Origin of the sequence: Mesorhizobium sp. Ca11 (genome assembly GCF_020165275.1) — a bacterium.
GTDB lineage: Bacteria > Pseudomonadota > Alphaproteobacteria > Rhizobiales > Rhizobiaceae > Mesorhizobium.
On sequence record NZ_JAIUHU010000001.1, the window covers coordinates 511,193 to 533,944 of the forward strand.

Sequence of the window (22,752 nt, forward strand, 5' to 3'; positions counted from 1 at the left end):
CCTACTGCTTCGCCTTCTCATCCCCGGGAAGCACGTAATCCGTTCCTTCCCACGGGCTCAAGAAGTCGAAATTTCTGAATTCCTGCTTCAATTCCACCGGCTCGTAGATCACCCGCTTGGCCTCGTCGTCGTAGCGCACCTCGACGAAACCGGTCAGCGGGAAATCCTTGCGCAGCGGATGCCCCTCGAAACCATAGTCGGTGAGAATGCGGCGCAGGTCCGGATGGCCCGAGAACAGCACGCCGTAAAGGTCGTAGGTCTCGCGCTCGAACCAGTCGGCACCCGGATAGACGCCGGTCAGCGACGGCACCAGCGTCTCCTCGTCGGCCTGGACCTTGAGCCTGATGCGGACATTCTGCTTCGGCGACAATAGGTGATAGACGACGTCGAAGCGCCTGGCGCGCGACGGGTAGTCCGCTCCGCAGACATCGATGATCGAGATGAACTGGCAGCGCGGATCGTCGCGCAGGAAGGTCGCGACCTCGATCAGGTTGCCCGGTTCAACCGAAACCGTGAGCTCACCATAGGCAAGCACGGCTTCGCCGATGCGGCCGGAGAGCTTCTCGCCGAGATAGGTGGAGAGTTCGTTCAACGCCAGGGTCATCGGCTCACCGTTCGATCGTGCCGGTGCGGCGGATCTTCTTCTGCAGAAGGAGAATGCCGTAGAGCAGCGCCTCCGCGCTCGGCGGGCAGCCGGGCACATAAATGTCGACCGGCACGACGCGGTCGCAGCCGCGCACCACCGAATAGGAATAGTGGTAGTAGCCGCCGCCATTGGCGCAGGAGCCCATCGAGATGACGTAGCGCGGCTCCGGCATCTGGTCGTAGACCTTGCGCAGCGCCGGCGCCATCTTGTTGGTCAGCGTGCCGGCGACGATCATAATGTCGGACTGGCGCGGCGACGCGCGCGGCGCGACGCCGAAACGCTCCGAGTCATAGCGCGGCATCGAGGTGTGGATCATCTCGACCGCGCAGCAGGCGAGGCCGAAGGTCATGAACATCAGCGAGCCGCTGCGCGCCCAGGTGATCAGCGCCTCGGTCGAGGTGACGAGAAAACCCTTGTCGGCCAGCTCATTGTTGATTTCGAGGAAGAAGGGATCGTCCTCCCCCACCGGCCTGCCGGTGTTGGGGTCGATGATGCCCTTGGACTTCGGCGCGACGAGGGTGCCTGAACTGTCGTTCAATCCCATTCCAGCGCTCCTTTTTTCCATTCATAGGCAAAGCCGATGGTCAACACCGCCAGGAACACCATCATCGACCAGAAGCCGAGCATGCCAAGCTTCGAGAAGGACACCGCCCACGGGAACAGGAAGGCGACCTCGAGATCGAAGATGATGAACAGGATCGACACCAGGTAGAAGCGGATGTCGAACTTCATGCGGGCGTCGTCGAACGAGTTGAACCCGCATTCATAGGCGGAAAGCTTTTCCGGGTCGGGATTGCGGTAGGCCACAAGGAACGGAGCGATGATGAGCGCCAGACCGACGATCATCGCCACGGCGATGAACAGCACGATAGGCAGGTACGAACTTAGGAGTGCGCTCATGCGGCGACTTTCCTTCGGCGGGGGCAGTTCATTTTGATTACAGCAACGAACTCTAATGCGGAAGCGTGACAGATTAACCGCTGAACCGTTTTAAGGGGCCCATGCTGCAACGCGGCGAGGGTTAGCGCAGCGGTTTCGGTGACGCAAGTCAAACGTTGTTCAAATCGCGGCTCTGGACGCCTTATCGGAAGAAACTGGTCCGATCCGCTCCTGTTTGATTTCCTTCAGTTTTTACTCCAGTTTTCTCTCCTGACATATCTACCGCCATTTGCCTGCTAGCATGACAGGAATCACCGGCTAAAAATCCAACGGACGATCGGGGCAAGGACACCTGATGAAGGACAAGATTTCGCTGGCCATGGCGAGGCGCGTCGCGCTCGGCGCGCAAGGGTTCAACGACCCTAGGCCCAGTGGTGTTCCGGATCGCCGCCACCTTGCGCGGGTACTTTCGCGAACCGGCCTTCTGCAGATCGATTCCGTGAGCGCGGTGGTGCGCGCGCATTACATGCCGCTCTATTCGCGCCTCGGCCCCTACCCGCTTACGCTGCTCGACAATGCCGCGGTCACCCGCAAGCGCGCCGTTTTCGAATACTGGGCGCATGAGGCATCGTTCCTGCCCGTCGAGACCTATCCTTTGATGCGCTGGCGCATGCAGCGCGCCGAGCAGGGCGACGAGATGTATCTCGGCCTGGCGAAATGGGGTCGTGAACGCAAGGAAATGATCGACGAGATATATAGAGAGGTCGCCGATCGCGGTCCGATCGCCGCGTCCGACATCGAAGGCCACAAGGGCAATGGCGGCTGGTGGGGCTGGAGCGAGGCCAAGCACGCTTTCGAATGGCTGTTCTGGGCCGGGCGCATCACCACGGCCTACCGCCGCGGCTTCGAACGCTATTACGACCTGCCCGAGCGCGTTTTGCCGCAGGCGGTGCTCGACCTTCCCATTCCCTCGGTCGAGGACGCGCATCGCGAGTTGCTGCGCATTTCCGCCCGCGCCCATGGCATCGCCACCTATGGCGACCTGCGCGACTATTTTCGTCTCGCGCCGGGCGACACGAAGGATCGCATCGAGGAACTGGTCGAAGCCGGCGAATTGCTGCCGGTGAAGGTCGAAGGTTGGGACAAGACCGCCTATCTCCACAAGGACGCCCGTTTCCCGCGCCGGATAGAAGCGCGCGCCCTGCTCGCCCCTTTCGATCCCGTCGTCTTCGAACGCACCAGGACGGAGAAACTCTTCGATTTCCGCTACCGCATCGAGATCTACACGCCGGCCGAGAAACGCCAATATGGCTACTACGTGCTGCCCTTCCTGCTCGGCGACCGGATCGTCGCCCGCGTCGATCTGAAAGCTGACCGCCCGGCCAGCATCTTGCGCGTCCACGCCGCCTACGCCGAGGCCGGCGCCCCGCCCGAAACGGCCGCCCAGCTCTTCGACGAGTTGAAGCAGATGCAGGGCTGGCTCGGCCTGGAGGCGATCGAAGTGACGCCGGCCGGCGACCTCGGGCCGGCGCTGGCCGACATCGCGGTGTCGTAGCTGCGCGTTGACAGGGAGAGTGAACAAAAATAGAACATCCCAACTGTGGTTAGGATCGGTTGCGATGGTTTTCAGGCGCTCGATATGTCTGGTCTTGGCCTACCTGACCTTAGCGTCGCCATCATATGCGACAGGTGCTTACCGAGAGGAATGGGTAGAGGTCACGCGTCCAGTCATTTTCTGTGGCGGCCACATTGCACCCGGTATGCAGCCAAAAGAAGTGACGGCGCTTCTTCTGCGGTGGTTGGAGTTTGGAACGATCGACAAGCAGATCGCAGGCGCCTGTGGCTTATTGCCGGTAGGGCAGCGCTATATAATAGTTCATGAGCCGAAGTTCGACGCCAATCGCTTCGTCTTGATGTGGGAACCGGTTTGCCAGCACGGCTGTTCGTTAAGTATGGCGCCCGTGGCCTCACCGCCTCGCAAACTTGTGGGTCCATACCTCAAACCCATAAAGCCGCCAAAAGGCTGGTACTAAGCCAGTCGTTGACTCCAGCCCCCTGAACCCTCTAAATCCTGACCCAGACGGTCTTCTCCCGGCAAAGGGAGGAGCCAAGAGGGAATGCGGTGCGGGCCAACACCCAAATCCGCGGCTGTCCCCGCAACTGTAAGCGACGAGCCTCTGCCGAAAACCACTGGGATGTTCCCGGGAAGGCGGCATTCAGGGTGACGACCCGCGAGCCAGGAGACCTGCCGTCTGAGACTTTAAGTATCCGAATGCCCGGCGGGTTTTCCGGGCAAGGAGCATGGTTTTGGATCGCAACGGCAGTTTCCCGGCAAACAGTGCGGACATTCCGTCCGAGCCCGATGCTTTGGCTGGCGTCACCGTCATCGTCTGCTCATCCTGCCGCGACGAGACCGGGTCGGATGCGCATCCGCGCGCCGGCGCGCTGCTTGCCGAAGACACGCGTCGGGCTGCTTGCGGCGAAAAGATCGACATCCGTACCGTCGAATGCCTCGGCAACTGCAAGCGCCGGCTAAGCGCCGCGCTGCTGCGCGACGGCTGCTGGAGCTACGTCTTCGGCGATCTGAACACGACCAGCGGCGCCGATCTCGTCGCCGGCGCAAAGCTCTTCGCCACCTCGACCGATGGCCTCATCCCCTGGCGCGGCCGGCCCGATTCTCTCAAGCGCGGCCTGGTTGCCCGCATCCCTCCCCTCGACATGCTGAAGGACCGACCATGAACGCATCCGTTTCCCGCGTGCCCTGCACCGTCGTCACCGGCTTTCTCGGCGCCGGCAAGACGACGCTGATCCGCAACCTGCTCGAAAACGCCAAGGGCAAGCGGCTGGCGATCATCGTCAACGAGTTCGGCGATGTCGGCATCGATGGCGAGATCCTGAAGGGCTGCGGCGTCGACACCTGCCCGGAGGAAAACATCGTCGAGCTCGCCAATGGCTGCATCTGCTGCACCGTCGCCGACGATTTCGTGCCGGCGCTCGACCAGATCCTGTCCCGCACGCCGAAGGTCGACCACATCCTGATCGAGACCTCCGGTCTCGCTCTGCCGAAGCCCTTGGTGCAAGCCTTCCAGTGGCCGACCGTGAAGAGCCGCGTCACCGTCGACGGCGTCATCGCCGTGGTCGACGGCCCGGCGCTGGCCGACGGCCGCGTCGCTTCCGACATGGACGCGCTGAAGGCGCAGCGTGCCGCGGACGATTCGCTCGACCATGACGATCCGGTCGAGGAGGTGTTCGAGGACCAGATCGCCTGCGCCGACCTGATCATCCTGTCGAAGAGCGATTTGATGGATGCGGCGGGCTCTGAGCGCGCCAACGCCGTCATCGGCGAGCATGTGGCGCGCGCCGTGAAAGTCGTGCCGACGTCGCAGGGCAAGGTCGATCCCTCGGTGCTGCTCGGCCTCGGTCTCGCCGTCGAGGACGACATCGAGAACCGCAAGACCCATCACGACGACGAGCTCGACCACGAGCACGACGATTTCGATTCCTTCGTCATCGACATCCCGTCGATCGCCAATCCCGACGAGCTGGCCAAGCGCGTCGCCCTTGCCGCCGAGCAGGAAAACGTGCTGCGCGTCAAAGGCTTCGTCGAGGTCGGCGGCAAGCCGATGCGGCTCCTGCTGCAGGCCGTCGGCCCGCGCGTCAACCACTATTACGACCGCGCCTGGACGGCTGAGGACGACCGCCGCTCGCGGCTCGTTGTCATCGGCCTCAAGGGGCTGAACCGCCCGGCGATCGAGCGTATCCTCGCCGGCTGAGGCAATCCGGACCGCGATGCACATCCTCGCCACCACATCCGCATCGCTCGACGATCTCGCCGAGCCGATCGACCTCAGGCAGACGCCTGCGGATGTGGTGGCGCTGTCCTTCACCGACAGCGACCTCGCCGGCCTGGCCACCGCCTGGAAGGCGGATGCGGCGCGGCTGCCCTCAATGCGGCTTGCGGCGCTGCGTGACCTTCGCCACCCGATGTCGGTGGACCTGTGGATCGACAGCGTCGCCCGCCACGCCAGGGTCATCCTCGTCCGCATCCTCGGCGGCTATGACTGGTGGCGCTATGGCTGTGACCAGCTCGCCGCAGTGGCGCGCGAACGCGGCATCAAGCTGGCATTGCTGCCCGGCGAAAGCCATGACGAGGACCTGCGGCTGGTCGAAGGCTCGACCCTGCCGCGCGCCGAGCTCAACGCCCTGCTCGGCTATTTCCGCGAAGGCGGCCCGGCCAATATGCGCGCGCTGGTGCAAAGGCTGGCAAGGCTCGCCGGGTCGGATGCGGCCGTGGCCGAACCGGTCAGCGTGCCGAAGGCGGGATATTATCAGCCGGGAGTTGGTGTCGTCGAGAAGCCGAACCTTTTAAAGGCGGAACTCGACGCCTACAATTTCGCCGTCATCCCCATCCTCTTCTACCGCTCGATGCTGCTTGCCGCCGACGTGGCACCGATCGACGTTCTCGTGGAGGCGTTGAAGCTGCAAGGGCTCACCCCCGTGCCGATCTTCGTGTCCAGCCTCAAAGACGCGGCATCCCTGGCCTTCGTCGAAACCGCCCTCACCTCCCTGAACCCCGCCGCCATCGTCACCGCCACCGCCTTCGCCTCCGGCGCGGAACCCGGCGCCGAAACCCTGTTCGACCGCGCGGGCGTACCGGTGTTCCAGGTCATCGTCGCCACCACCAGGCGCGAGGTCTGGGAAAAGAACCAGCGCGGCCTGGCGCCTGCCGACCTTGCCATGCATGTCGTCCTGCCCGAGCTCGACGGCCGCATCCTGGCCGGCGCCATCTCCTTCAAGGGCGAGGTCGAGACCGATCCGGCGCTGGCCTTCCGAGCCTTCGCCAACCGGCCCGAGGCGGACCGCGTGGCGCAAGTTGCCAAGCGGATCGCGGCGTTCATCCGCCTGCAGCGGATGGAGCGGGCCGAGCGCAAGCTGGCGATCCTGATCCCGGATTATCCGAGCGCGCCAGGGCGAACCGGTTACGCCGTTGGGCTTGATGTGCCGTCGAGCGTGCTCGTCATGCTGCAGGACCTGAAGGAACAAGGCTACGCGGTTGAAGGGATTCCGCAATCGCCGCGCGCGTTGCTGGATGCGCTGGAGGTAGGTGGGCACGGCCTTACGTTGACGGATTACGTTGCCTTTTCAGCGGAACTGCCGAGGGAAGCGCGAGCTTCAGTTGAGGCGACATGGGGCAAGGCAAAGGGGATAGGTTCGCGCGAGGCACCCCCCTCTGTCCTGCCGGACATCTCCCCCGCAGGGGGGGAGATTGATCTGTCGCCACCGCTTTCGCCAATTGTCGGAGTTGCAAGAATGGCGCCTTCGGCGGAACTGCCGATCTCCCCCCTTGCGGGGGAGATGTCCGGCAGGACAGAGGGGGGTGTTCAAGCGCCGATCTCGGCAACCTTCCCCTTCCGCGCCGCGACCTTCGGCAACGTCACCGTGGCGCTGGCCCCCGACCGCGGCCGCTCGGCCGACCGCCGCGCCCACTATCACGACCCGACGCTGCCCCCGCGCCACGAGCTGATCGCCTTCGGCCTGTGGCTGCAAAAATCGCTCGGCGTGCATGCCATCATCCATGTCGGCGCGCATGGCACGCTCGAATGGCTGCCGGGCAAGACGGTGGCCCTCTCCGGAACCTGCTTCCCGGAGATCGTCACCGGATCGCTGCCGGTCATCTATCCATTCATCGTCTCCAATCCGGGCGAGGCGGCGCAGGCCAAGCGCCGCATTTCGGCCGTCACCCTCGGCCATCTGCCGCCGCCGCTGAGCGGCGCCGGCCTAGACGAGGCGCAACAGAAACTCGAGCGGTTGGTCGACGAATACGCGCAGGCCGACGGCCTCGACCGCCGCCGCCGTGACCAACTTGCAAAGCTGATCGTCGAGACCGCGCAGAAGACTGGCCTCGCTTCTGAAGCGGGCGTGGCCAAGGCTGATCAACCCGACGAAGCGCTGCGCCGCATCGACGCCTGGCTCTGCGACCTCAAGGATTTCGCCGTCAAGGACGGGCTGCATGTCTATGGCCGCGCGCCGGAAGACGAAGCCGACCCGCTGCGCCGGCAAAGCGCGGCGGCCGAAAAATCCAACCTGCTCGCCGCGCTCGATGGCCGCCACATCAAGGCCGGCCCTGCCGGCGCCCCGGCGCGCGGTCGCTCCGATGTGCTCCCCACCGGCCGCAACCTGTTCACCTCCGATCCGCGCACCATGCCGACGCCAACCGCCTATGACCTCGGCCAGGCGGCGGCAGAGGAAGTGGTGCGCAGCTATATGCAAAGCCATGGCGACTGGCCGCGCTCGCTGGTCATCGACCTCTGGGGTTCCGCCTCGTTGCGCACCGGCGGCGAGGAGATCGCGCAAGGTCTGGCGCTGATGGGCTGCCGGCCGCAATGGGATGCCGCCACCGGCCGCGTCACCGGCATCGAGGTGCTGCCGCCGGCCACGCTCGGCCGCCCGCGCGTCGACGTCACCTGGCGCATCTCCGGCCTGTTCCGCGACATGTTCCCGACCCAGATCGCGTTGATCGACGCCGCTGCCAATGCCGTCGCCAGCCGCGACGAGGACGATACCGAGAACCCGCTCGCCGCAGCGACGCGCGCTCAGGGGAAGATCAGCCCGCGCATTTTCGGCACCTCACCGGGAACTTATGGCGCCGGCGTCGAGGACTTGCTGTCGCGCGGCGAATGGGGCGCGCGCGAAGAGATCGGCCGTGCCTATCTCGACGCCACCTCGCACGCCTATGGCGGCGCCGAAGGCGAAGCGATCTCGGCGCCCGGCGCTTTCGAAGGCCGGATCGCCGAAGCTGATCTCCTCGTCCACACCGGCGACGATCCGGGCCGCGACATCCTTGAAGGCTCGGCCGACGTCGCCTTCATCGGCGGCTTTTCGGCCGCCCTTGCAGCACTTGGCAGGAATGCCGACGTCATCGTGCTTGACACGACTGATCCGAAGAAGCCGAAGCCGCGTTCGGTCGGCGAAGCGGTATCGCGCGTGGTTCGCGCCCGCGCGGTCAACCCGCGCTTCATCGCCGGCCAGATGCGCCACGGCCCGCGCGGCGCCTCTGAATTCGCCGAGACGGTCGACCGTCTGGTCGGCTTCGCGGAGACTACCCATGCCATTTCGGGCGCGCTGATCGAGGCCGTTCACGACGCCTATGTTGGCGATCCGGACGTCCGTGCCTTCCTGCTGCGCGAGAATCCGGCGGCTGCCAAGGTCATCGCCGAACGGTTCCTCGCCGCCCGTCGGCGCGGCCTGTGGCACCCGCTGCGCAACTCCATCGACGACGACCTCGCGGCCTTGATTGCCGAGGCCCAGGCAGGTGGAGTGGCGGCATGAACGCGTTTTCGCGCCGTGGCGCTTGCCCTGCTCTAAGCGCGCCGATGCAGACCGGCGACGGGCTGCTGGTGCGGCTCAACCCAGTCGCTGGAGGAATTTCGCCCAAGTCGCTGATCGGACTCGGCGAATCCGCCTTGCGCCACGGCAACGGCATCATGGAGGTGACGGCGCGCGGCAGCCTGCAGATCCGCGGACTGACGGCCGAAAGCGCCCGGTTGCTGGCGGACGAAGTGGATGCGCTGGGCATCGCGGTGCGCACCGGAGTGCCGGTCGAGACGGGGCCGCTGGCGGGGATCGATCCGGAAGAGATCGCCGATCCGCGCCCGCTGGCTGAGCAGATCAGGGCGGCGATCGGGGAAGCCGGGCTGACGGCAAGGCTGGGGCCGAAGGTGTCCGTGGTTTTCGATGGCGGCGGACAGCTTACGATGGATGCCGTGACGGCCGATGTAAGGCTGAAGGCGGTGCAGGCTGTGGCGGGCATCTGGTGGAGCGTGTCGATTGCCGGCGACGGGCGGAGTGCGAAGCCGCTCGCGACGGTCGATGCTGATGGCGCGCGCGACATTGCAGTCGCGGCTCTTCGGATGGTCGCCGAAAAAGATCGCGAGGCGCATACCCGGGATCTTTCGGAGAGACAGTTGGCTTCTCTCGCAGGCTGGCATTCCTTCGCGCCCCCCTCTGTCCTGCCGGACATCTCCCCCACAAGGGGGGAGATTGGCGGTTCCCGCACCGGCTCTCCACTTTCAGCGTTGGAGATTGGCGAAAGCCGCGGTGACAAGGCAATCTCCCCCCTTGAGGGGGAGATGTCCGGCAGGACAGAGAGGGGGGCGCAGGAACGCCAGCCCGCGAGAAGCCCCATTGGCCTATTCAATCTAGGCAACAACACCGCCCTAGGCATCGCCCTGCCCTACGGCAGCATGCCGGCGCAAAACCTCATCGATCTCGTCACCCAAGCCGCGAACCTCGGCGCCTCCGAAATCCGCCTCGCCCCAGGCCGAGCCCTGCTCTTCCTCGGTCTCTCCGCCCTCTCCACGCTCCAATCCTCCGCCGCCGCGCTCGGCTTTGTCACCGACCCCGCCGATCCGCGCACCCGCATCGCCGCCTGCCCCGGCACGCCGGCCTGCGCGTCCGGCCGCATCGCCACCCGTGCCATCGCCGAAACGATCGCAAAAGAAAGCGCGGACCTTCTCGACGCCTCGCTGTCTCTCCACATCTCCGGCTGCGCCAAGGGCTGCGCGCATCCCGGCACCGCTGCGCTCACCCTGGTCGGCGACGAAAACGGAGCCGGACTTGTCGTGGACGGGACTGCGAATGCTCTTCCTGCCGCGTACAGGCCGGGCTATGACGCCGCGCTCGGGGTCGCCGGCATCCTTGCCGCGATCCGCGACGGAAGACATCAGGGCGAAACCGCCGCCGCCTGCCTGAAAAGATTTGGCGCGGCCGGCATCGCCGAACTCTATCGACGGAACCAGTGAATGGCCGCCTACGACTATATCCATGACGGAACGGCGATCTACGAGCGGTCTTTCGCCATCATCCGCGCCGAGGCGGATCTGTCGCGCTTCTCGGAGGCGGAAGCCGATGTCGCGATTCGAATGATCCATGCCTGCGGCCAGGTCGAAGCCGCCAGCCATTTCGTCTTCTCGAATAATTTCGTTACCGCCGCCCGGACCGCGCTCGCCGCCGGCGCGCCGATCTTCTGCGATGCCGAGATGGTGGCGCACGGCGTCACCCGCGCCCGTCTGCCGGCCGGCAACGAGGTGATATGCACGCTGCGCGACCCGCGCACGCACGACATCGCCAGGCAAATCGGCAACACCCGCTCGGCCGCCGCGATCGACCTCTGGGGCGAGCGCATGGCCGGCTCTGTCGTCGCCATCGGCAACGCGCCGACCGCGCTCTTCTATCTGCTTGAGAAGCTGCGCGACGGCGCGCCGAGGCCGGCCGCGATCATCGGCATGCCCGTGGGCTTCGTGGGTGCTGCCGAATCCAAGGATGCGCTGGCCGAAAATTCCTACGGCGTGCCCTACGCTATCGTGCGCGGCAGGCTGGGCGGCAGCGCCATGACCGCCGCCGCGCTCAATTCGTTGGCGAGGCCTGGCCTGTGAACGCGATCATGAAAGGCCGTCTGGTCGGCGTCGGCACCGGCCCCGGAGATCCGGAGCTTCTGACACTGAAGGCGGCGCGCGCGTTGGCAGAGGCGGACGTCGTCGCCTATTTCGCCAAGCGCGGCAACAACAGCAATGCGCGTGCCATCGTCGAGGCGCGCTTCCGGCCGGACATGATCGAGCTGCCGCTGCTCTATCCGGTGACGACGGAGATCGATAAGGATCACGACGACTACCGCGCGCAGATCGCCGATTTCTACGAGCAATCGGCCGAACAGGTGGCCGAGCATCTCGGCGCCGGCAGGATCGTGGCGGTGCTGTCGGAGGGCGATCCGCTCTTCTACGGCTCCTACATGCATCTGCATGTGCGGCTGGCGCACCGCTTCCCGACCGAGGTCATCCCCGGCGTCACCGCCATGTCCGGCTGCTGGTCCGCCACCGGCTTGCCGATCGTCCAGGGCGACGACGTGCTGAGTGTGCTGCCCGGCACGATGAGCGAGTTCGAGCTGACCCGCCGCCTCGCCGACACAGATGCCGCCGTCATCATGAAGGTCGGCCGCAACCTGCCAAAAATCCGCCGCGCGCTGGAAGCGACCGGCAAGCTGGCGAAGGCCGTCTATGTCGAGCGCGGCACCATGCCGGGCAGCGTCTCGATGCGGCTGGCCGAAAAATCGGACGACAAGGCGCCCTATTTCGCCATCGTGCTGGTTGCCGGCTGGTCGGCTCGCCCGGGTGCCAAGGCATGAGCGGCCGCCTTACCGTCATCGGTCTCGGACCCGGCAATGCCGACCAGGTCACGCCGCAGGCTGCCAATGCCGTGGCCGAGGCTTCCTTCTTCTATGGCTACAAGCCCTATCTCGACCGGCTGGAGCTGCGGCCGGACCAGACCCGCATCGCCTCCGACAACCGCGAGGAACTCGCCCGCTCCAACGAAGCGCTGGCCAAGGCCGCAGAAGGCCACAATGTCGCCGTCGTTTCCGGCGGCGATCCCGGCGTTTTCGCCATGGCCGCCGCCGTTTGCGAGGCGATCGAAGCCGGCCCTGAAGAATGGCGTGCCATCGACATCTCGGTTGTCCCGGGCGTGACTGCGATGCTTGCCGTCGCCGCCCGCATCGGCGCACCGCTCGGCCATGATTTCTGCGCCATCTCGCTCTCCGACAATTTGAAGCCGTGGGACCTGATCGAATTGCGCCTGCTGGCAGCGGCCGGCGCCGGCTTCGTCGTCGCGCTCTACAATCCCATCAGCAAGGCTCGCCCCTGGCAGCTTGGCCGCGCCTTCGAATGCCTGAAGGCGATCCTGCCCGGCACCACGCCAGTGATCTTCGGCCGGGCTGCCGGCCGGCCCGACGAGCGCATCGAAGTCTCTCTGCTGGCGGACGCCGACGCCGAAAAGGCCGACATGGCGACCTGCATCATCATCGGCTCGCCGGAGACCCGCATCATCAAGCGCGGCGAAAAACCAGCGCTGGTCTACACGCCGCGTTCTGCAACGGCGTCGAAAAGATGATCGACTTTTGCCGCCAGCGCATCGACGGTCTCAGTCGAAGGAACGTCCGGCAAAGGCGGTCGGCGGATCATGATCACTTCGATGCCGAGCGCCCGCGCAGCGGCGATCTTGCCATAGGTCGCCTCGCCGCCGCTGTTCTTGGAAACGACGGCATCGATACCGTATTTTTCGAGCAACGCCCTTTCGTCCGCTTCCGGAAACGGTCCACGCGCCAGGAGGTAAAGCGCATCGGGCACGCCAAGCTTCGGCTCGACCGGATCGACACTGCGGATCAGATAACGGTGCTGCGGAGCGGCCTCGAACGCGCCCGCCTCCTGCCGGCCGATCGCCAGGAAGACGCGACGCGGCGCCGTGCCGAGCGCACGTGCCGCCTCGGTGACATTGTCAACCAGCGTCCAGCGATCACCCGTCACGGGTTCCCAGCCGGGACGGCGCAGCGCCAGGATCGGCACGTCCGTCTGCCTTGCCGCTTCGGCGGCATTGGCCGAAATACGCGCGGCGTATGGATGCGTGGCGTCGATCAGCAGATCGACGTGTTCTTCCCGAAGATAGGCAGCCAGCCCATCTGCGCCGCCAAAGCCGCCGGCACGCACCGGCACGCCTTGCGCGACCGGGCTTTCAGTGCGGCCGGCCAGCGACAGCGTGACCGAAAAATCGTCGCGACGGGCGAGCTTCCCGGCCAATTGCCGGGCTTCCGTCGTTCCGCCGAGGATCAGGATATGGTGGGTCATCATGCCTGCTAAGGGTCCGCGCGCCGCCAAGCCAGCCTCAAAATGGCTCACCATCGTCGGCATCGGCGAGGACGGTGTAGCGGGTCTCGGCGACGAGGCCAAGCAGCGGATTGCGCAGGCGGACGTCGTGTTCGGCGGAAGGCGGCATCTTGCGCTCGTCTCTTCCCTCGCCAACGGCGAAACCCGCTCATGGCCGACACCCTTCGACGCGGAAATGCGCGACGTGCTGGCGCTCGCGGGCAAGGACGTCTGCGTGCTCGCGTCCGGCGACCCGTTCTTTCACGGCGTCGGCGTCACGCTCGCGCGCAAGGTAGAACCGGAACAGATGCTCGTCCTGCCGGCGCCCTCATCTCTGTCGCTCGCGGCATCGCGCCTCGGCTGGGCCTTGCAGGACGTCGAGACCATCTCGCTGCACGGCCATTCGATCGACCTGATCCGGCCCCTGCTCCACCCCGGCGCGCGCATCCTTGCCCTGACATCGGATGGCGACGCTCCGGCTGCTATCGCCGCGCTGCTCGACGAACTCGGTTTCGGCCCGTCGCGATTCACGGTCCTCGAAGCGCTGGGCGGCCCCGATGAGATGCGCCGCGCCGCTCGAGCCGATGCCTTCGATCTCAAAAACATCAATTCGCTCAACGTGCTGGCGCTCGAAATTGAATCGACGCCGGATGCGCGCATCCTGCCCTTGACCGTCGGCCTCGCCGATCATCTGTTCGAGCATGACGGTCAGATCACCAAGCGCGAGATCCGCGCCATCACGCTGTCGGCGCTGGCGCCCCGGCGCGGCGAACTGCTGTGGGACATCGGCGCCGGTTCCGGCTCGATCGGCATCGAGTGGATGCTGGCTCATTCCTCGCTGCGCGCCATCGCCATCGAGGCTAACGCAGAACGCGCCGCCCGCATCGCTCGCAACGCCGCGCATTGCGGCGTGCCCGGCCTCGTCGTGATCGAGGGCGCCGCGCCTAAGGCGCTGGCAAAATTGGAGACGCCCGATGCCATCTTCATCGGCGGCGGCGGCAGCGATGCCGGGGTGCTGGAGCAGGCGATCAAGGCGCTGCGTCCCGGCGGCCGGCTCGTCGCCAATGCGGTGACGCTGGAGATGGAGGCGCTGCTGCTCGACCAGCACAACAGGCGTGGCGGCGACCTGACCCGCATCGCCCTGTCGCGCGCGGCGCCTGTCGGCTCGATGCAGGCGTGGCGACCGGCCATGCCGATCACGCAGTGGAGCTGGGTCAAGCCATGATGGTCGCAGGTATCGGCAGCCGCAAAGGTGTGACGGCGGGCGACGTTCGCGCCGCGATCGAGACCGCGCTTGAGGCGCATGGGCTTACGATGACGGCGCTTTCTGCATTGGCGACGGGTGAAATCAAGCGCGATGAGCCGGCGATCTTCCTTGCCGGCCGAGACCTCGACCTCCCCGTGCTCGTCATCTCCGACGCCGCACTGCAATCCGTCTCGTCCGGAACGGTCAGTCGCTCCGACCCGTCGCAGGCCCAGGCCGGCACGCCTTCGGTCTCGGAAGACTCGGCCCTGGCCGCGGCCGGAAAAGGTGCGAAACTGCTTGGACCGCGCATCGTGCTCGGTCCGGTCACCTGCGCCATCGCCATCAGCGGAGATGCGCCATGACCGTCCATTTCATCGGCGCCGGCCCGGGCGCCGCCGATCTCATCACCTTGCGCGGCGCCCGGCTGCTGGCCAGTTGCCCGGTCTGCCTCTATGCCGGCTCGATCGTGGCTCCGGAACTGCTCGAGCATTGCGCGCCAGGCACCAAATTGATCGACACCGCGCCGATGTCGCTTGACGAGATCGAGGCCGAATATGTCGCCGCGCACAAGGCCGGCCACGACGTCTCGCGCCTGCATTCCGGCGATCTTTCGGTGTGGAGCGCGGTGGCCGAACAGATCAGGCGCCTGGAAAAGCACGGCATCCCCTACTCGCTGACCCCAGGCGTGCCCTCTTTCGCGGCAGCGGCGGCAGCACTTCGCCGCGAGCTCACCATTCCCGAGCTCGCGCAAAGCCTGGTGCTGACCCGCGTCTCGGGCCGCGCCTCGAAAATGCCGCCGGGCGAGACGCTGGCCGGCTTCGGCCGCACCGGCGCCACGCTTGCCATTCATCTCGCCATCCATGCCATCGACCGCATCGTCGCGGATCTGACGCCGCTTTACGGCGCCGAATGTCCGGTCGCGGTCGTCTTCCGCGCCTCCTGGCCGGACGAGCGCATCCTGACCGGCACGCTGGGCACCATCGAAGCGCAACTGGCGGAGAGCCCGATGGAACGCACCGCGATCATCTTCGTCGGCAGCGCGCTCGCCGCGCAGGATTTCGGCGAAAGCTCATTGTACGACGCCCACTACCAGCGGCGTTTTCGCGGACGGGATGGATTGTGAACGGCAGCACCAATACGAACGGACGGGCTAATGTGGAGCAGGCGCTGGCGCGGCTGAACTTCAAACCGCGCGAACTGGAGCCTGGTCATGTCTGGCTGGCCGGCGCCGGTCCCGGGGACCCCGGCTGCCTGACCCTGGAAGTGCTGGCGGCACTCGGGCAATGCGATGCGCTGGTCTATGACGCGCTGGTCTCGCCCGACGTCGTGGCTGTCGCTCAGAGTGCAGAGCTTTTCTACGCCGGAAAACGCGGCGGCCAGCCCTCGATGAAGCAGGCCGACATCAACGCCCTTCTCGTGCGGCTGGCGCGCGAGGGCCGCCGTGTCGTGCGCCTGAAGGGCGGCGACCCCTATATTTTCGGACGCGGTGGCGAAGAGGCTCTGGCGCTCGCCGGCGAAGAAATTCCGTTCCGGGTGCTCTCCGGCCTGACCTCGGGCCTCAGCGCGCTGGCCGCCACCGGCATTCCCGCCACCATGCGCGGCATCAACAAGGCGGTCATCCTCGCCACCGGCCATGCAGCAGGCACCGATGACGACACCGACTGGGCCGCGATCGCCCGCACCGGACAGCCGGTCGTCGTCTATATGGGCATGGCCAATTTGCCGGCGATCGCGGCAAAGCTGCTCAAGGGCGGCCTCGTGCCTTCGACCCCGGCCGCCGTGATCGTCGCGGCGACCACGCCGCAGGAGCGCATCGTCGTCGCCACGCTCGCCACCATCGCTGACGAGGCCGCGGCCGCCGGGCTCGCTTCGCCGGCGCTGATCGTGGTCGGCGGCATCGTCGCCATGCGCGCGGCATTGGCTGGCGGCGCATGACGGCGCGCGCGATCATCATCGGCGCGCCGCGCTCCGGATCGGGCAAGACCAGCGTCACCATAGGCCTGTTGCGCGCGCTTGCCAGGCGCGGCCTGAAAGTGCGCGGCGCAAAGTCCGGACCGGACTATATCGACCCGGGCTTCCACGCCGCCGCGACCGGACTCTCGGGCGTCAACCTCGACAGCTGGGCGATGTCGCCTTCCCTGCTCAACGCGCTGGCCGCGGAGGCTGCGGACGACGCCGAATACATTATCCTTGAAAGCGCGATGGGCCTGTTCGACGGCATCCCCGCCCCGCAAGGCCGCTCAGGCTCGGCCGCCGATCTGGCGCGGCTCTATGGCCTCCCGGTGCTTCTGGTGCTCGACGTTTCCGGCCAGTCGACCACGGCGGCGGCGGTGGCCAAGGGTTTCGCCACCTACGACCCGGCTGTGCGCATGGCCGGCGTCGTGCTCAATCGGCTAGGCAGCGAACGCCATCGCCGCCTGTCCGGCGACGCCATCGAGGCGATCGGCTTGCCCGTGGTCGGCGCCATCCTGCGCGATCCGACGCTCAACCTGCCGGAACGGCATCTCGGCCTCGTCCAGGCCGGCGAATACGAAAACCTGATGGCGCATCTCGACCGGCTGGCCGACATGGTCGAGAAGTCGCTCGACATCGACGCCATCCTGGCGCTGGCATCCCCGCTGCAACCAGCGGCTGGCGACTTCGGCGATGCCTTGCAGTCGCCCGGGCAGCGCATCGCGCTGGCGGAGGACGCCGCCTTCACCTTCCTCTATCCGCATGTCGCCACGCATTGGCGCAAGGCCGGCGCCGAGATCGTGCCTTTCTCGCCACTGGCCGACGAGGCGCCCTCGCAGGACTGCGATGTTTGCTGGCTGCCTGGCGGCTATCCCGAACTGCATGCCGGCAGGCTCGCGGCCGCGACCAACTTCCAGGCCGGAATGGCGCGGTTTGCGGCGACGAAGCCGGTTCACGGCGAGTGCGGGGGCTTCATGGTGCTGGGCGAAATGCTGGAAGACGCAGACGGCGAGAGCCACAACATGCTTGGCCTGCTCGGCCATTCGACCAGCTTCGCCAAACGCAAGATGAATCTCGGCTACCGCGAGGCGCGGCTGCGTGCCACCTGCCCATTGGGGCCGGAGGGGACGCTGATCCGCGGTCACGAGTTCCATTATGCGCAGATGCTTGCTGCCGGCAATGACGAGCCCTTGGCCGATCTTGCCGATGGCCGGGGCAATCCGCTCGGCGCCTCAGGCTACCGGCGCGGCCATGTCAGCGGCACCTTCTTCCATGCCATTGCGAGAGGCGCATGAGCGGTCCCTCCGCACCCCGGCAAGTGCTTGACGATATCGGCCTCAGCCTCGTCTTTTTCACCCGGCTGAGATTGCCTTCGAGCGATTTCGGCGGCCGCAGCCTGGCGGATGCGATCTGGGCGGCGCCCTTCGCCGGCCTCGCGGTGGCGATCATCGGCGCGCTCATCTACGCCATCGCCTATAGTTTGGGTCTTGCCAGCGGCCCGGCCGCGGCGCTCACCCTCGCCGCGACGATGCTCGTCACCGGCTGCCTGCACGAGGACGGGCTTTCCGATATCGCCGACGGCTTTTGGGGCGGCAGGACGCGCGACAGGAAACTGGAAATCATGCGCGACAGCCGCATCGGCGCCTATGGTGCTGCAGCGCTTGGGCTGTCGCTGCTCATCCGCTGGAGCGCGCTTTCCGAACTCGCCGGTCCAGGCCACGTCTTCCTGGCGCTGCTCGCCGCGCATGCCGGCTCGCGTGGCCTGTTCGGCGCCTTCATGCATCTTCTGCCGCCGGCCCGCAGCGACGGCCTGTCTGCCAACGCCGGGACCGTAACAGCCGAGACCGCCATCATCGGCGCCGCGCTCGGCGCGGTGGCGCTGCTGGCGCTCGGCCTTGGCGGCGCGATAGCGGCGCTCATTCTGCTCGGCCTGGTCTTCATGGCGTTCCGCGCGCTTTGCCTAAGCCAGATCGGCGGCCAGACCGGCGACACGATCGGCGCGCTGCAGCAGCTCGGCGAGATCGCCGTGCTGCTCGTCGCTTCCATCTGCCTTTCCTGATTCACTTTCGGAGACCTTGCCCCCATGAGCTTCAAATCCCTCGAAGACCTTCGCGCCGCCTGCCTCGACCTCCCGTCCGGCAGCGATGCGGCCGCCAGCGCCGTCGCGAGGCGCCAGGACACGCTGACCAAGCCGCAGGGCAGTCTCGGCCGGCTGGAAGCGATCGCCGCCTGGCTCGGCCGCTGGCAGGCGCGCGACATGCCGAAGCTCGACCATGTGAAGGTTGTCGTCTTCGCCGGCAATCACGGCGTCACCGCGCAGGGCGTGTCGGCCTATCCTTCGGAAGTCACGGTACAGATGGTGGCGAATTTCGCCGGCGGCGGCGCGGCCATCAACCAGCTTGCCCGCATTGCCGGTGCCAAGCTCGACGTCATCCCGCTCGATCTCGACCATCCGACCGGCGATTTCACGATAGTGCCGGCAATGGACGAAAAGGCGTTCCTCGCCGCCGTCTCGGCAGGCTACGACACGGTGACCAAGGATCTCGACCTCATCTGCTTCGGCGAGATGGGCATCGGCAACACGACGCCTGCGGCGGCGATCTCGACGGCGCTTTTCGGCGGCGGCGCGGAAAAATGGACCGGCCGCGGCACCGGCGTCGACGATGCCGGGCTGCTGCGCAAGGTCGTGGCCATCGAGGCCGGCCTCAAGCGCCATGCCGATGCGCTCTCCGACCCGCTGAAGATCGCTGCCGCCCTTGGCGGGCGCGAGCTGGCTGCAATCCTCGGCGCCACACTCGCCGCGCGCAAGAACAACGTGCCGGTGCTGCTTGACGGCTTCGTCTGCACCGCAGCCGCAGCACCTCTGGCGAGGCTGCATCCGACCGGGCTGGCCCACACCATCGCCGCCCATGTCTCGGCCGAAGCCGGCCACCGCCGCCTGCTCGAGGCCCTCGGCCTGCCCCCGCTGCTCGATCTCGGCATGCGGCTCGGCGAAGGCTCCGGCGCCTGCCTTGCCGTCAACATCGTCCGCTCCGCTTTGGAGTGCCATGCCAGGATGGCGAGCTTTGCCGAGGCCGGCGTTTCTGAAAAGTGACGGGATTGGTCGCCCTTGCGCAATTTCTGTTTCTGCAAATCGGCTTAATATTATCTAAACTTAGCGGATTTGACGGCTGCACTGATCTGACGCCGGATCATTTAAAGATCCTCTTACCAACAATTGCAGATGAATTGTGATCATCATCACAGATCAAATTACGACGCCATGCCAAATCATACCTCGTTATTACCCGATAATTGAGGTTTCTTCAGAAAAGGAGAAAGGCATGGCCCGTTCAATTAGAGTACTCTACCGGGGAATGAAAGGTATAATTCGTCAGAACTTCAATTGGGACCCGATCAACCTAGACTCGGTGGTGATCATAACAGCAGCGGAATTTATACCTGCCTTCGGTGGCTTTGGGGGCGGAACGAAGACGCTTGGGCGCCCAAATCTTGGCTCCGCTAATATTTATGTGACCAATGTTGGCCCCCACGGCGTGGCCGGCGGGGAAGCAGGAGGCGTTGAATTCCTCCTTCATGTGGACTGGGACAGCCCGTTGGACATCATTGCAACCATCACCGTTCTGGATGACATCGAGGAATTCTTCCAGGCGTAGCAGATATCTTCCGTGGCCTAGTGCGGCATTGGCACTTGCGGCTTGATCCTGCGATCGCCGGTTGGGCATCACTCGTCATGAGAGCTGTCTGACGGGCGATCGTTGCAGGTCTTGAGCTTTAACAGCTCAATCCGCCGCGAAGGCGGGCTAAAAAGGAGAAATACCATCGGAAAAAATGGTGGGTGTGCACAGGATCGAACTGTGGACCCGCTGATTAAGAGTCAGCTGCTCTACCAACTGAGCTACACACCCACACCGCCGGGAAAACCAGCGTCGGCGGCGCATATAGCCGCCGCTTTCGGTCATGTCCAGCCCTGCCGGATCATTTCCCGACAAATCGCTGAATTGCCGCACCCGTCAGATAAAAAGCTTGCCTTCAGCCACCTTGACCGCGTGACCGCCAATGCGCGCGGAGGCCAGTTTCCCGCCATCGACATTGAGCTCGAGCCGGATGCGCGACGGCCGGCCCATTTCCAGCCCCTGCTCGATCCAGAGCTGCGAGATGCCGTCGGTCGGGGCGTCGAAATGCATGATGGCGCCGGCAAAGGCGGCCGCGGCCGAACCGGTCGCCGGGTCCTCATAGGAAGGCGTGCCGGGCACGATCATGCGGGCATGGAAGGCGCTGTCGTGATGCACCGTCTCGCGGCAATAGACATAGGGGCTGGCGAAGGCCCATTCGCTCTTGCGCGGCGCCAATTCCGACCACGCCTGGTTGTCGAGCCGGATCTTGGCCGCCTCCTCCAGGCCGGCAACGGGAATCGTCACATAAGGCACGCCGGCCGACCAGAAGGCGACGCGGTGATTCTCGAAGCCGATCTCGTGCGGGGCAAGGCCGAGCGCGGCGCCGATCGCGTCCGGGTCAGCCTTGAGCTCCAGCGGTTCCGGCAGTTTCGCCAGGTCGAACTCAGCGAATGTCGAGCCGTCATGCTTGCTCACCGCGCAACGCACCGGCCCGATATTCTCCTCCAGCACGAAAATGCCGGCGGCCTCGCCGGCGAGTTCGGCCAGCGCGATCGCCGAGCCGACCGTCGGATGCCCCGCGAAAGGCATCTCATAGTCGGGCGTGAAGATGCGTATGCGGTTGCGATGCTTCGGATTGTCGGGAGGCAGCACGAACACTGTCTCAGACAGATTGAATTCACGTGCGATCGCCTGCATGCCGGCAGTGTCGAGCCCGTCGCTGTCCAGCACCACCGCAAGCGGATTTCCAGCCAGCCTTTCGGTGGTAAACACATCGTAAAGCAAGTAATTGCGCGCCATGGAGAAAACCTTTCGCCTCGCCCCGAATTTCTGCCTCAATCCAAACATGAGGGAAATTTAATTTGAAATTCGAACCTTAAGGCCTGATTTGTGGACGGATAGGGACATCCATTTTCAGCATAGGGGTCCGGCGTGGACCAGCTTGTCAATCCGCCAAACGCGGAATCCGGTACTTCCATAGAGGCAGCGCTCGGGCTCGACCGCAAGGGCGTGAGCCGCAAGCGTCGCCGCTTCTGGTTCTACGCGCTGCTGACGATAGCGATAATCACGGCCAGCATTGCCCTCTATCGGTCGTATGCCGCAGCACCTCCCAGGATCGAATACACCGCCGTGCCCGCGGCGGTCGCCGACCTCACTGTCGCGGTATCGGCCACCGGCACGCTGCAGCCGCTGACCCAGGTCGACATCTCCAGCGAGCTTTCCGGCATCGTCCGCTCGGTCGCGGTCAATGAGAATCAGCAGGTCAAAAAGGGCGACGTGCTGGCGAAGCTCGATACCGCCAAGCTGGAGGTCCAGATCGAACGCGCCACCGCCTCCGCCAAGGCGGCGGCAGCCGGCGTCGAGGACGCCAAGGTTACCTTGCAGGAGAACGAGAACGCCGTTGTGCGCGCAAGCGCGCTGACCAAGCGCGGGATGGCGACGGACCAATCGCTCGAAGCGGCGACTGCGACGCGCGACCGCTCGAAGGCGGCGCTCGACAGCGCCGAAGCCAATCTCGCCATCGCCCAGGCCGACCTCAAGGCACAGCAGACCGATCTCGCCAAGAGCACCATCTATGCGCCGATCGACGGCATCGTGCTGACGCGCTCGGTCGATCCCGGCCAGACGGTCGCGTCCTCCCTGCAGGCGCCGGTGCTCTTCGTCATCGCCGCCGACCTTCGCAACATGAAATTGCAGGCCGCGGTCGACGAGGCCGATATCGGCCAGGTCAAGCCAGGCCAGCATGCCCGATTCACCGTCGACGCGTTCGCGGACCGACCCTTCGACGCAGAGATCCGCGACATCTCCTACGCCTCGGTCACCACCGACGGCGTTGTCACCTACAATGCCCGCCTCGAAGTCGACAATGGCGAGCTTCTCTTGCGGCCCGGTATGACGGCCACGGTCTCGGTGGTGACCCGGCAGGCCAAAAGCGTGCTTACCGTCCCGTCGACCGCCTTCCGCTATCGCCCGATGCAACAGCAGGCACGCGGCTGGAGCCTTAGCGACCTCTTCACCGGCCGCATGGGCCGCCCCAACCGGCAGCGCGAGGCAACGAAGGCGCCGACCGACGGCTCGCGCACGCTCTATGTGCTGGAGAACGGCCGGCCACGTCCGGTCAACGTCAGGATCGGCTCGACCGACGGCGAGCTGACCGAGATCACCTCCGGCCTCGACGAAGGCGCGCAAGTCATCACCGGCGCGCAGCAGCGGAGCTGACGA

22 protein-coding genes, 1 tRNA gene and 1 riboswitch are annotated in these 22,752 nt (G+C 65.7%); of the genes, 17 read left to right on the plus strand and 6 right to left on the minus strand.

All coding sequences use genetic code 11. The features are described 5' to 3' along the window. Position 1: 1 nt before the first annotated feature. From LB538_RS02475 to LB538_RS02485, 3 genes are read right to left on the minus strand one after another with little or no spacing between them, the layout of a single operon-like run. Entirely contained in the window at positions 2–604 is a 603-nt protein-coding gene (locus LB538_RS02475) for an NADH-quinone oxidoreductase subunit C (RefSeq protein WP_095764859.1), read from the minus strand. Between the two features lie 4 nt (positions 605–608). After that, complete coding sequence (locus LB538_RS02480; protein WP_224522765.1) at positions 609–1,190, minus strand: NuoB/complex I 20 kDa subunit family protein; 582 nt, start codon at positions 1,188–1,190, stop codon at positions 609–611. Then, positions 1,181–1,546: an NADH-quinone oxidoreductase subunit A gene (locus tag LB538_RS02485; protein ID WP_042643187.1), complete on the minus strand. Its 366-nt coding sequence runs from the start codon at positions 1,544–1,546 to the stop codon at positions 1,181–1,183. The genes LB538_RS02480 and LB538_RS02485 overlap by 10 nt, the downstream gene beginning before the upstream one ends. A gap of 334 nt (positions 1,547–1,880) precedes the next feature. On the opposite strand from LB538_RS02485, the gene LB538_RS02490 reads away from it, so the two are divergent. The 8 genes from LB538_RS02490 to LB538_RS02525 all read left to right on the plus strand — a co-directional run bounded on the left by LB538_RS02490 (position 1,881) and on the right by LB538_RS02525 (position 12,466). Beyond that, positions 1,881–3,080, plus strand: coding sequence for a winged helix-turn-helix domain-containing protein (locus LB538_RS02490; protein ID WP_224522766.1), 1,200 nt, complete (start codon positions 1,881–1,883; stop codon positions 3,078–3,080). A 509-nt stretch (positions 3,081–3,589) separates the two neighbouring features. After that, a riboswitch (cobalamin riboswitch) is annotated at positions 3,590–3,793 on the plus strand. Between the two features lie 39 nt (positions 3,794–3,832). Further along, positions 3,833–4,264, plus strand: coding sequence for a DUF1636 family protein (locus LB538_RS02495; RefSeq protein WP_224522892.1), 432 nt, complete (start codon positions 3,833–3,835; stop codon positions 4,262–4,264). Next, positions 4,261–5,298 (plus strand): cobalamin biosynthesis protein CobW, encoded by a 1,038-nt coding sequence (cobW, locus tag LB538_RS02500; RefSeq protein ID WP_140839926.1) that lies wholly within the window; start codon positions 4,261–4,263, stop codon positions 5,296–5,298. Before LB538_RS02495 ends, cobW begins: the two co-directional genes overlap by 4 nt. A 16-nt stretch (positions 5,299–5,314) precedes the next feature. Then, positions 5,315–8,854, plus strand: a complete 3,540-nt coding sequence (locus LB538_RS02505; protein ID WP_224522767.1) for a cobaltochelatase subunit CobN — start codon at positions 5,315–5,317, stop codon at positions 8,852–8,854. Then, on the plus strand, positions 8,851–10,326 hold the full coding sequence (gene cobG, locus LB538_RS02510) for a precorrin-3B synthase (protein WP_224522768.1): 1,476 nt from the start codon (positions 8,851–8,853) through the stop codon (positions 10,324–10,326). The genes LB538_RS02505 and cobG overlap by 4 nt, the downstream gene beginning before the upstream one ends. Beyond that, entirely contained in the window at positions 10,327–10,959 is a 633-nt protein-coding gene (locus LB538_RS02515; protein ID WP_224522769.1) for a precorrin-8X methylmutase, read from the plus strand. It begins immediately after the preceding gene. A gap of 8 nt (positions 10,960–10,967) precedes the next feature. Next, a complete protein-coding gene (locus tag LB538_RS02520; protein ID WP_263482300.1) occupies positions 10,968–11,705 on the plus strand; it encodes a precorrin-2 C(20)-methyltransferase in 738 nt (245 codons plus the stop codon). Continuing rightward, the gene (locus tag LB538_RS02525; protein ID WP_224522771.1) at positions 11,702–12,466 is read left to right on the plus strand and encodes a precorrin-3B C(17)-methyltransferase; all 765 of its coding nucleotides are present in this window, start codon (positions 11,702–11,704) and stop codon (positions 12,464–12,466) included. The genes LB538_RS02520 and LB538_RS02525 overlap by 4 nt, the downstream gene beginning before the upstream one ends. On the opposite strand, the gene LB538_RS02530 is transcribed toward LB538_RS02525, so the two are convergent. Continuing rightward, positions 12,430–13,197: a cobalt-precorrin-6A reductase gene (locus LB538_RS02530; protein WP_224522772.1), complete on the minus strand. Its 768-nt coding sequence runs from the start codon at positions 13,195–13,197 to the stop codon at positions 12,430–12,432. The two genes, LB538_RS02525 and LB538_RS02530, sit on opposite strands and share 37 nt — an antisense overlap. A 1-nt stretch (position 13,198) precedes the next feature. Between LB538_RS02530 and cbiE the strand changes: the two genes are divergently transcribed. From cbiE to LB538_RS02570, 8 genes are all read left to right on the plus strand, one after another. Beyond that, complete coding sequence (cbiE, locus tag LB538_RS02535) at positions 13,199–14,440, plus strand: precorrin-6y C5,15-methyltransferase (decarboxylating) subunit CbiE (RefSeq protein WP_224522773.1); 1,242 nt, start codon at positions 13,199–13,201, stop codon at positions 14,438–14,440. Beyond that, positions 14,437–14,823: a cobalamin biosynthesis protein gene (locus LB538_RS02540; RefSeq protein ID WP_224522774.1), complete on the plus strand. Its 387-nt coding sequence runs from the start codon at positions 14,437–14,439 to the stop codon at positions 14,821–14,823. Before cbiE ends, LB538_RS02540 begins: the two co-directional genes overlap by 4 nt. Continuing rightward, positions 14,820–15,584, plus strand: a complete 765-nt coding sequence (gene cobM / locus LB538_RS02545) for a precorrin-4 C(11)-methyltransferase (RefSeq protein ID WP_224522775.1) — start codon at positions 14,820–14,822, stop codon at positions 15,582–15,584. Before LB538_RS02540 ends, cobM begins: the two co-directional genes overlap by 4 nt. Beyond that, entirely contained in the window at positions 15,581–16,396 is an 816-nt protein-coding gene (cobA, locus tag LB538_RS02550; RefSeq protein ID WP_224551481.1) for a uroporphyrinogen-III C-methyltransferase, read from the plus strand. The genes cobM and cobA overlap by 4 nt, the downstream gene beginning before the upstream one ends. Further along, positions 16,393–17,709 carry a cobyrinate a,c-diamide synthase gene (locus LB538_RS02555; RefSeq protein ID WP_224522777.1) on the plus strand — a complete coding sequence of 439 codons (1,317 nt, stop codon included), beginning with the start codon at positions 16,393–16,395 and terminating at the stop codon, positions 17,707–17,709. The genes cobA and LB538_RS02555 overlap by 4 nt, the downstream gene beginning before the upstream one ends. After that, a complete protein-coding gene (gene cobS / locus LB538_RS02560; protein WP_224522778.1) occupies positions 17,706–18,473 on the plus strand; it encodes an adenosylcobinamide-GDP ribazoletransferase in 768 nt (255 codons plus the stop codon). The genes LB538_RS02555 and cobS overlap by 4 nt, the downstream gene beginning before the upstream one ends. A 24-nt stretch (positions 18,474–18,497) precedes the next feature. Then, complete coding sequence (gene cobT, locus LB538_RS02565) at positions 18,498–19,508, plus strand: nicotinate-nucleotide--dimethylbenzimidazole phosphoribosyltransferase (RefSeq protein WP_224522779.1); 1,011 nt, start codon at positions 18,498–18,500, stop codon at positions 19,506–19,508. 136 nt (positions 19,509–19,644) lie between these two features. Further along, the gene (locus LB538_RS02570) at positions 19,645–20,070 is read left to right on the plus strand and encodes a hypothetical protein (RefSeq protein ID WP_224522780.1); all 426 of its coding nucleotides are present in this window, start codon (positions 19,645–19,647) and stop codon (positions 20,068–20,070) included. Between the two features lie 176 nt (positions 20,071–20,246). On the opposite strand, the gene LB538_RS02575 is transcribed toward LB538_RS02570, so the two are convergent. Continuing rightward, a tRNA-Lys gene (locus tag LB538_RS02575) sits at positions 20,247–20,322 on the minus strand. Positions 20,323–20,427: 105 nt separating this feature from the next. Continuing rightward, entirely contained in the window at positions 20,428–21,330 is a 903-nt protein-coding gene (locus LB538_RS02580) for a PhzF family phenazine biosynthesis protein (RefSeq protein ID WP_224522781.1), read from the minus strand. A gap of 132 nt (positions 21,331–21,462) precedes the next feature. On the opposite strand from LB538_RS02580, the gene LB538_RS02585 reads away from it, so the two are divergent. After that, on the plus strand, positions 21,463–22,749 hold the full coding sequence (locus LB538_RS02585) for an efflux RND transporter periplasmic adaptor subunit (RefSeq protein WP_224522782.1): 1,287 nt from the start codon (positions 21,463–21,465) through the stop codon (positions 22,747–22,749). The last annotated feature ends 3 nt before the right edge of the window (positions 22,750–22,752 follow it).

Bases quoted from the DNA above. Each gene is read 5' to 3' on its own strand.
- LB538_RS02475 (WP_095764859.1), bottom strand. From the start codon at position 604: ATGACCCTGGCGTTGAACGAACTCTCCACCTATCTCGGCGAGAAGCTC.
- LB538_RS02480 (WP_224522765.1), bottom strand. From the start codon at position 1,190: ATGGGATTGAACGACAGTTCAGGCACCCTCGTCGCGCCGAAGTCCAAG.
- LB538_RS02485 (WP_042643187.1), bottom strand. From the start codon at position 1,546: ATGAGCGCACTCCTAAGTTCGTACCTGCCTATCGTGCTGTTCATCGCC.
- LB538_RS02490 (WP_224522766.1), top strand. From the start codon at position 1,881: ATGAAGGACAAGATTTCGCTGGCCATGGCGAGGCGCGTCGCGCTCGGC.
- cobW (WP_140839926.1), top strand. From the start codon at position 4,261: ATGAACGCATCCGTTTCCCGCGTGCCCTGCACCGTCGTCACCGGCTTT.
- LB538_RS02505 (WP_224522767.1), top strand. From the start codon at position 5,315: ATGCACATCCTCGCCACCACATCCGCATCGCTCGACGATCTCGCCGAG.
- cobG (WP_224522768.1), top strand. From the start codon at position 8,851: ATGAACGCGTTTTCGCGCCGTGGCGCTTGCCCTGCTCTAAGCGCGCCG.
- LB538_RS02515 (WP_224522769.1), top strand. From the start codon at position 10,327: ATGGCCGCCTACGACTATATCCATGACGGAACGGCGATCTACGAGCGG.
- LB538_RS02520 (WP_263482300.1), top strand. From the start codon at position 10,968: ATGAAAGGCCGTCTGGTCGGCGTCGGCACCGGCCCCGGAGATCCGGAG.
- LB538_RS02525 (WP_224522771.1), top strand. From the start codon at position 11,702: ATGAGCGGCCGCCTTACCGTCATCGGTCTCGGACCCGGCAATGCCGAC.
- LB538_RS02530 (WP_224522772.1), bottom strand. From the start codon at position 13,197: ATGACCCACCATATCCTGATCCTCGGCGGAACGACGGAAGCCCGGCAA.
- cbiE (WP_224522773.1), top strand. From the start codon at position 13,199: ATGCCTGCTAAGGGTCCGCGCGCCGCCAAGCCAGCCTCAAAATGGCTC.
- LB538_RS02540 (WP_224522774.1), top strand. From the start codon at position 14,437: ATGATGGTCGCAGGTATCGGCAGCCGCAAAGGTGTGACGGCGGGCGAC.
- cobM (WP_224522775.1), top strand. From the start codon at position 14,820: ATGACCGTCCATTTCATCGGCGCCGGCCCGGGCGCCGCCGATCTCATC.
- LB538_RS02555 (WP_224522777.1), top strand. From the start codon at position 16,393: ATGACGGCGCGCGCGATCATCATCGGCGCGCCGCGCTCCGGATCGGGC.
- cobS (WP_224522778.1), top strand. From the start codon at position 17,706: ATGAGCGGTCCCTCCGCACCCCGGCAAGTGCTTGACGATATCGGCCTC.
- cobT (WP_224522779.1), top strand. From the start codon at position 18,498: ATGAGCTTCAAATCCCTCGAAGACCTTCGCGCCGCCTGCCTCGACCTC.
- LB538_RS02580 (WP_224522781.1), bottom strand. From the start codon at position 21,330: ATGGCGCGCAATTACTTGCTTTACGATGTGTTTACCACCGAAAGGCTG.